The sequence below is a fragment of the Tabrizicola sp. genome (assembly GCF_051645465.1).
GTDB lineage: Bacteria > Pseudomonadota > Alphaproteobacteria > Rhodobacterales > Rhodobacteraceae > Tabrizicola.
In genome coordinates this window covers 1-4604 of the sequence record NZ_JBOFBI010000374.1, presented here as the reverse complement: position 1 = coordinate 4604, position 4604 = coordinate 1, and the positions used below count along the sequence as shown (strand labels likewise).

At 60.5% G+C, this 4604-nt stretch carries 3 protein-coding genes; all 3 read right to left on the bottom strand.

All coding sequences use genetic code 11. The annotated features are described in order from the left end of the window. Positions 1–212 precede the first annotated feature (212 nt). The 3 genes from istB to ACRCSW_RS22980 all read right to left on the bottom strand — a co-directional run bounded on the left by istB (position 213) and on the right by ACRCSW_RS22980 (position 4338). Entirely contained in the window at positions 213–1004 is a 792-nt protein-coding gene (istB, locus tag ACRCSW_RS22990; RefSeq protein ID WP_438707975.1) for an IS21-like element helper ATPase IstB, read from the bottom strand. Next, positions 994–2526 carry an IS21 family transposase gene (gene istA, locus ACRCSW_RS22985; protein WP_438707976.1) on the bottom strand — a complete coding sequence of 511 codons (1533 nt, stop codon included), beginning with the start codon at positions 2524–2526 and terminating at the stop codon, positions 994–996. Before istA ends, istB begins: the two co-directional genes overlap by 11 nt. Before the next feature lie 300 nt (positions 2527–2826). Then, a complete protein-coding gene (locus tag ACRCSW_RS22980) occupies positions 2827–4338 on the bottom strand; it encodes a GMC family oxidoreductase (RefSeq protein WP_438707974.1) in 1512 nt (503 codons plus the stop codon). Between the last annotated feature and the right edge of the window lie 266 nt (positions 4339–4604).

Here is a 4604-nt window from a genome sequence, read left to right as displayed (position 1 = left end):
TGTCCTTTTCGGTCAGTGCCGACAGTCGCGAAGCGTTCAGGTTGTCGAGGATGTCGGCCGTTTTGACCCGGCGCGCGATCTTGTTACCCTTACTGAGGTAGAGCGTTGAGGGTCTGCCTACCTCACGAGATCGAGAACGTGTTGATTTGCACCCAGAAGTGACCCGGGTTTTTCATCGAGAATTGACCCGCCTGAAGTTTATGTTCTGCGGGTTATGCTTGGGTCAAGACATGCGAGGTCTCCCTTTTGGTTTTGGCTACTGCTGAGCTGGCCTTGAAGCGGAAGCTGTCGTTTCCGGTCTCAAGGATGTGGCAGCGGTGGGTGAGACGGTCGAGCAACGCGGTGGTCATCTTGGCGTCACCGAACACCGTGGCCCATTCGCTGAAGCTTAGATTGGTGGTGATCACGACGCTGGTGCGTTCGTAAAGTTTGCTCAGGAGGTGGAAGAGGAGCGCCCCACCTGATGCACTGAACGGCAAGTATCCCAACTCATCGAGGATGACGAGGTCGAGCTTGGTCATGGCCTCGGCGATCTGCCCGGCTTTGCCCTTGGCCTTTTCCTGTTCGAGGGCGTTGACCAGTTCGATGGTTGAAAAAAAGCGGACCTTGCGGCGATGATGTTCGGTGGCTTGAACACCGATGGCCGTTGCGACGTGGGTTTTGCCGGTGCCCGGGCCGCCGATCAGGACCACGTTGTGCGCCCCGTCCATGAACTCACAGCGATGGAGGGTCCTGACAGTGGCCTCGTTGATCTCGCTGGTTGCGAAGTCGAAGCCAGACAGATCTTTATAGGCGGGGAAGCGTGCTGACTTCATGTGATAGGCGATCGACCGAACCTCGCGTTCGGCCAGTTCCGCCTTTAGAAGTTGGGACAAGATCGGCACTGCCGCCTCGAATGCAGGAGCACCCTGTTCGATCAGGTCGGTGACAGCTTGGGACATGCCATGCATCTTCAGGCTGCGCAGCATGATGACGATGGCAGCACTTGCTGGATCATGACGCATGGCGGCCCCCGGCGATCTGCGCCCGCAATCCGTCATAGCGTTCGACATTGGCCTTGGGTTCGCGGCGCAGGATAAGCGCCTGCGGCGTGTCCAGCGGTGGCCCGCCAAACACCTTGCCATCTACCAGCCGGTGCAACAAGTTCAGCACATGGGTTTTGGTGGGCACGCATGCCGCCAGGGCCATTTCCACTGCGGCCAGCACAGCCTGTTCATCGTGGTGCAGGACGAGCGCCAGGATATCGACCATCTCTCTGTCGCCACCAAGGCGGCGCAGCATGTGATCTTGTAACTGCCTGAACGGGATTGGTAATTCGAGGAATGGCGCACCATTGCGCAAAGCCCCGGGCTTGCGCTGAACGACAGCCAGATAGTGCCGCCAATCATAGATCGTCTGCGGTGGCAGTTTGTGGCTGCGCTGGATCACGCGCGCATGTTCGCACAGGATGTTGCCCTCAGCCGCCACAACCAACCTGTCCGGATAGACCCGAAGACTGACAGGGCGATTGGCAAAGGACGCCGGAACGCTGTAGCGATTGCGTTCGAAGCTGATCAGGCAAGTAGGCGAGACACGTTTGCTGTGTTCGACAAAACCGTCGAAGGCAGGTGGCAATTGCATCAGGCTTGCCCGCTCTTCGGCCCAGACATCGGCAACGCTGCCGGGTAATGCACCGTGAGGGATCTCGTGCCACAGTTCTTGGCAGCGTCGTTCCAGCCATGCATTCAGCGCTGGCAGATCAGGAAACTCCGGCATGGGCTGCCACAAACGATGGCGGGAATCCTGCACGTTCTTCTCGACCTGGCCTTTCTCCCAACCCGCCGCAGGGTTACAGAACTCGGGTTCAAAGACATAGTGGCTGGCCATCGCCAGGAAACGGGCATTGACCTGCCGTTCCTTGCCCCGGCCAACACGATCAACTGCTGTGCGCATGTTGTCGTAGATGCCGCGCGAGGGCACGCCACCAAAGACCCGGAAACCATGCACATGCGCATCAAAAAGCATCTCATGGGTTTGCAAAGGATAGGCACGCAGCAAAAACGCCCGGCTGTGTGACAGCTTGATATGCGCCACCTGCAGCTTGGCGCGCTCACCACCTAGAACGGCAAAGTCCTCGCTCCAGTCAAACTGGAACGCCTCGCCAGGCTGAAAGATCAACGGCACAAACGTTCCACGCCCCGTCGTCTGCTGCTCCTTTTGCCGATCTGCCCGCCACATCCGGGCAAAGGCGGCAACCCGGCCGTAGGACCCGGTATATCCCAGCTTCACCAGATCATCATGCAACTGCTTTGATGTCCGCCGCTGTTTGCGCGACTTCCCGGCCTCGGTCTTCAGCCAGCCCGACAGCTTAGCCGCAAAAGGATCAAGTTTGCTGGGTCGCTCAGGAACGCTGAACGAAGGCTCAACAGCCCCCGATCGCAGATACTTGCGAATGGTATTGCGCGACAACTTCGTCCGCCGCGCGATCTCCCGAATGGACAGATGCTCACGCAATGCCCAACGCCGAATAATACTCAAAAATGCCATGTCGATCACTCCAATATCCCCAGCTGCCAGCAGCAAAGGGGAAGGTGTCACATGGGTCAGTTCTCAATGAAAATTACGCCCCTACCCGGGTCACTTCTGGGTGCAAATCAACAAGCTGGGTAAAGGCCCGCGCCATGGCCGCAGGTTCGTTCGGAGAAGGGCTTTGGCGGGGGCGCCAGGCGTTGCAAGTGAAATGGTGCAGGGGCAATCCTGCGGTCACGGGGCGCCGAATGCACGGACGGATTGCGGCGAGATGCTGTTATCGGCGGTCTCCACCGCCGCAATTCAGCGGCCTGAGCTTCAGGCCAGCTTGCCGAAATCAGTTTTCAGCATGTGGTCACTCGCCCGCAGCGCTTGGGCCGCGATGGTCAGGGCAGGGTTGACTGCAGCCGAGGACGGCATGAACGAAGCATCGATCACGAACAGGTTCCGGTGATCCCAGCTGCGGCAGAACTGGTCCAGCGCCGAAGTTGCCGGATCGTCGCCCATCCGCACCGTGCCGCATTGGTGCGCCGTGGCATGAGCCACGAGCGACTTGACCACCACGACCGGATAGCCCGCCCGTTTCAGCGCGCGCTTCATCCGTTTGACCAGCTGATGGTGGCCATCCATATTGTTCAGGGTCACCGAAAGCCTGATCTTGCCGCCGTCCAGCGTGACACGGTTGTTCGGATCGGGCAGATCCTCGGACATCGCCAGCCAGTCCATGCCGTGACGCGCCATCTCGTTCCCAGCGAATCTGGGCAGGAAAGGGACGTTCGCCGTCAGCATACCGCCCTGCAGCTTGCCCAGCATTTGGCCCTGACCCATGGGATAGCGGAACGTGTCATCGCCGAAATACCAGTCGTTCAGTGCCAGCGTCTTCTGGAAGCGGGTGTCGTTCACCTCCAGCGACAGGCCCATCAACGCACTCTGGTTGTGAACCATGTAATGTCGCCCCACCACGTCCGAGCGGTTGGCCGCACCATTCGGCGCCGCAGCGCAGGCCGAACGCAGCAGCAGCGTCGCGCTGTTCACCGCGTTGCAGGACAGGACGAAAACCGGCGCGGAATAGGTCTTTACCTGGCCCTTCTCCTCGACCTCGACCGCCTCGACCCGCTTGCCATCGGCCGACAGGATCAGCCGGCGCGCGGTGGCATGGGTCACCAGATCGACATTGCCCGTGGCCAGCGCAGGTTCGACACCGCAGGTTTCTGCATCATTCTTCTGCGCGATCCTGCAGGCAAAGCCATCACAGGTGCCGCACAAAATGCAGCTGCCCGCCGCACCTTCATTGATGGCGCTTGGCAGGGCCGAGGGCGAGAGGCCCTGCGCGCGGAACCGTTCCGCCAGCCGGGCGACGATCGGCTCGGACCGAATCGGGCCAAAGGGGAAGGGCGTGTCGCGACGCGGTGCCGTCGGGTCGGCGCTGTCATCGCCATGGATGCGGAAGATCTTTTCCGCCTGATCGTAATAGGGCGCCATCTGGTTATAGCTGACGGGCCATGCGGGCGAGATCCCGCCCTTGTGTTCAAGCGCGCCAAAGTCGCGCTCGCGCAGGCGGAACATCGCCGCGCCGTAGAATTTCGTCGATCCGCCGACGTTGTAGTACATGCCCGGATCGAACGGGTTGCCGTTGCGGTCCAGCCAAGTGTCACGCGCCTTATACTTCTTGTCGAAGAAGACGGTCTTGACGTCCCAGTTCTGCGGCTCACGCGGGATGAAATCGCCGCGTTCCAATATCAGGACGCGCGCGCCATTTTCGGCAAGACGCCGGGCTGTCATGCTGCCGCCAACGCCGCTGCCGATGACGATGGCATCATATTGCTTCATGGTGCTGCTCCGAAATGCCTGTCGGGCGCCGGACCGGTTCTTCCGTTGCGGCCCGCCAGGGTGGGTCTGTCAAGTGATCGGCACATGATACCATCGCGCCCGGCCCGATGAAGACCGAATAAGCCGGGTTGCGTCAGGTTGCGTCATAAATCGCATGGCTGCGCAGCAGGTTGGTGTTAGGTCAGGTCCAGCTCATCTCCGCATAGGGGCGCCAGCGCTGCCTTGGTGCGGGCGGCAATGTCATGCAGGTTCCAGCGGGGCCTACG